General features: G+C 37.6%; 3 protein-coding genes. 2 read left to right on the forward strand and 1 reads right to left on the reverse strand.

Annotation, left to right across the window (positions count from 1 at the left end; all coding sequences use genetic code 11):
* Positions 1–342: 342 nt before the first annotated feature.
* Positions 343–1,774, reverse strand: a protein-coding gene (locus DNJ75_RS14375; RefSeq protein WP_373282854.1) for an ISNCY family transposase whose coding sequence is annotated in 2 segments (ribosomal slippage) — positions 343–474 and positions 476–1,774 — 1,431 coding nt in all. Because the reading frame shifts where the segments join, the coding sequence is not laid out codon by codon here.
* Positions 1,775–2,272: 498 nt separating this feature from the next.
* On the opposite strand from DNJ75_RS14375, the gene DNJ75_RS14385 reads away from it, so the two are divergent.
* Together DNJ75_RS14385 and DNJ75_RS14390 are read left to right on the forward strand one after the other, a co-directional pair.
* Positions 2,273–3,460, forward strand: coding sequence for a Fic family protein (locus DNJ75_RS14385; RefSeq protein WP_157968385.1), 1,188 nt, complete (start codon positions 2,273–2,275; stop codon positions 3,458–3,460).
* An 85-nt stretch (positions 3,461–3,545) separates the two neighbouring features.
* Positions 3,546–3,746, forward strand: a complete 201-nt coding sequence (locus DNJ75_RS14390) for a GPW/gp25 family protein (protein ID WP_117004132.1) — start codon at positions 3,546–3,548, stop codon at positions 3,744–3,746.
* Positions 3,747–3,863 lie beyond the last annotated feature (117 nt).

The raw sequence follows: 3,863 nt of genomic DNA on the forward strand, positions 1-3,863 counted from the left end.
TGGGTGTAAAGTATGCAAAGATTGCGAAGTCATAGTATTCGATACCTGCCCCACAGCCTGAAATTGCTAGAGTTTTTATTTGTTTAAGATTCATCTATTATTCTCCCCTAGGTGATTGCTTTAAATAGTGTCTGAACGGAAATAGCGATATTTTGCATTTTCAGCGCGACAGATGGGCTGATATTTGGCCTTCTGCATTGTTGTTTCCAGCACATTTTGATAAATTCATTGCTCAATGATCAAAAACAAACCCAAGTCGCTTGAAAATATCAAATTAAACCCACGTCAAATCCCCAAGAGCTTGCTTGCGTGTTTTTTTGACTCTAAATTCAATGATATTTGCTAAGCAGCCTTACTCAATTTTCGCTTTTTTCTGGTCTTTTGCTTACGTCGTTTTTTCTGCACAATTTCACCAATGCGTTGAATATTGCGAGATAAAACAGCCAAAGCCACATAACAATCAAACCCTTCTTTTTCCCTTATCTGGACAACGATCAAGTCCGTGCTGTTCCAAACAATTGATTGCTGACTCAACTGCCGAATGCTGATGTCTGGTTTTCACAAACTCAGGATCACTCTCTTGTGACTTCTCCAGTTGGTTTAACTTGCCTTTTTTAGGCATAACCACTTTATTAATCAGCTTTCTAGCTTCCGTGAGATTCACTGCCGAGTAAAAACCTTTATCAAAACTGCAACCTTGCAACTGAGGGAAGTTAATCTGTGTGTCTTTAATGATATCAACGGTGATATCAGCATCTTGCTCTTGTCTCATGACACGATGATGTAAAATAAAATGGTGCTGATCTTCCATGATCGCCACTTTAATGCCCAGTTCGATTTTGTTGCCCGCTTTTCCTTTGTTAACCCACTCAGTATCTGGCTCAAAAATAGAGTATACCTTTTGCGATGACTCTATGGTTTTATTCTCAATGACACGATCATACGTCTGCTGAAATTGTCGTGTGCTATGGTCAATATATGGTTCAATGGAGCACCGTGAAAACGTATCTAATTTCTTCAGTGTTTGACTTAATTTATTCAAGTATAACTGCGCCTTATCCAAATAGGCTTGATGTGCTTGAGTGATATGATCTTGTTTCTTACCTTTTTTACTTTGCTGAGCTTTACGCAATGCCTTTTTTAATTGCCTAATATTATAATCAGATTGACGCCAATCGCTTATATTCAAACGCTCGCAGGCTTGTGCTGTCAAATGAATTGCTTTGCATAAAGCATCAAACAACAAGCTAATATCCGTTGGGAAATGCACGTTACGCTCAACAACAAAAGAATCACAACGCGCCAACAAGGGCTTATCTGTAGCACTCAATAAACGATGTCCATGGTTAACCATAATGATATTTAATTGAAATAGAACCTCCTCAGTTAGCAAGCCAACATTATCTTTAATGGTTTGCAAAGCATAGCGTTTATTCTCATCTAGAAAACCATGACCAAGCATTTGTCGTAACGTCCTATGTTCATTGGCTAGCTCTTGCAAACGATCATAATCACAGTTGAGATTTAAGCGCATGATTCCAAGCACAAACACTCGCCACATATCCATGCCCTGACGACCTGTGTTTATCTGTTTGTCACTTAACACACTTGCCAAAGTGCTTTCAATGACTTGGCGTGTTTGAGTGTCTTCATAAACAGACTGTAAGCCTAAAAGAATGCGAGGGATATCATCTCTTGAATCGAGGTTAATGTTTATATCACCGATGTATGTTTGACCAAAACTTAATTGGGGAGATAAAAGTATGTTGCGCATGGAAAAATAAACGAAGTTGTTTATTGGCGTTTATTGTCGCAAAAAAACAGGGGAAGTTTGACAGAGATATTGCTCAAATCACCAAGAAACAACGTGAAATAAGCTTATGTGAGAATAGAGTTAAAAAAATTTATTTGAAACCTCTGCCGTCAAAGCCTTATTTTATATTATCTCCTGTCATTTCCGGTCAGGCACTATTTAGCTTGATAGGCTATTTTGTGGGTAGTTGTGTTGTGTTTCTTTTGAAACAATAAGATTAACATTGTATTTAAAATGATCTAAAACCAAATTTTTGAAAACTTGGTTTGTTTTTATTTTTATGCTACTTTATGTGTTAATTCTCCAAAAATAATAAAGTTGTCGGATATGCAGAAACCACCTAAGTTTGAAGTGCCAACCTCGAAACAGATTGCAAAGTATCATTCACAGCCTAAGCTTAGAGCATTTAGTGATGATGAGTATATCCATTGGGATAAGCTAAGATATAAAGCTGCGGGCTTGGGCTTTTCGGCAGAAGCATTATGGAATCTCATTAAGTTACACCGCATGAGCAACGGCATAAATACAGGGTTAGTTGATGAAAGAGGAAAACCATTTTATTTTGTTAATACAGATAAGATACAAAGGTTGGTGCACAAGATAGATAAATTTTCTGGTGGTGCAATTAAGGCTCAATCTGGCTTGCTTACGGAGAAAAGCAAGGATGAATATTTGTTTAAATCCCTGCTTGAAGAATCAATTTCATCTAGTCAATTGGAAGGTGCAGTAACCACTAGAAAGGTTGCCAAAGATATGATCTTGTCTGAAAGGAAGCCACGCGATCAAGGTGAAAAGATGATTTATAATAATTACAACGCCATGAGCTTTTTACAGGGGAAAATAAAGGACAGATTAAACGAAGAGTTTCTATTTGAGCTTCACAGTATCATCACGATTGATACACTGGAATCTAATCACCAGATTGGTGGATTTAGAAAAGAAAGTGATAATGTGTGCGTGGTTGATAAGTATGGAGAAATTGTTCATAAGCCACCGAAAGCATGTTTACTAGGGCAAAGGCTAAATGAACTCTATCAGTTTGCAAATTCAGAGGAGTTACATAGCAGCTTTATTCATCCGGTGATAAAAGCAATCATTATTCATTTTATGCTTGCCTATGAGCATCCCTTTGTTGATGGCAATGGTAGAACAGCTAGGGCGTTGTACTATTGGCATGTAGCCAAATCTGGCTATTGGTTGATGGAATTTTTGCCTATTTCCAGAATCATACAGCATGCGCCTGTACAATACGGGAAAGCCTTTTTACAAACAGAAACTGATGATAATGATTTAACCTATTTTATCCATTACCATTTAGAAGTAATTGATAAAGCTTTGGATGATTTGTTTATCTATCTGAAAAACCAAGCAGCCAAGCTGCAAAATGTTGATGAGTTTCTAAAAGATAGCTTGCTAAAAAAAGAGCTGAACTCTCGACAAATTTCTGTGTTGCGTCATGCATTAGAAAATCAGTACATGGTATATTCTCCAAGTATACATAAGAATCATCATTGTATATCGATAGAGACAGCAAGAAAGGACTTTCAAAAGTTAGTTGATTTAGAACTTTTCTATCGCTTTAAAAAATCAGGGGCACATCTATTCGTACCGCGCAATAATTTGCACGAGTTTCTTATTAAAATGTAAATTAGCTTTTTAAGGCATTAATCGGCACAAACCTAACATGATTTAACGCTTATCCTTGCTGTATACCATCGGGGGAGGGTAAACAATGCATGGGGTAGACCGCTATAGCGGGCGTGTGCTAGATGATATCGAGCACGTTAAGCAATCAATCAAAGATATTTTAACCACACCAATCGGCACACGTGTGCAGTTGCGCGCTTATGGCAGCCGACTGTTTGAGTATATCGATAACCTCAGTTCGGAATTACGGTTCATAAAACACTCAATCTTTTCTGGCCCACAATAGAGATAGGATCGATAACCCATGCAGCAAGGCATGCCATCAAATGTGTGCATGCATTTACAGGTGAGCGATGCCTTGTATGCCACAACATTAAACTATTTTTCAAATGATCAAATAGAG

Origin of the sequence: Cysteiniphilum litorale, assembly GCF_003428165.1 — a bacterium.
GTDB lineage: Bacteria > Pseudomonadota > Gammaproteobacteria > Francisellales > Francisellaceae > Caedibacter > Caedibacter litoralis.

Excerpts from the sequence above, each read along its gene's own strand:
- DNJ75_RS14390 (WP_117004132.1), top strand. The coding sequence starts at position 3,546 with ATGCATGGGGTAGACCGCTATAGCGGGCGTGTGCTAGATGATATCGAG.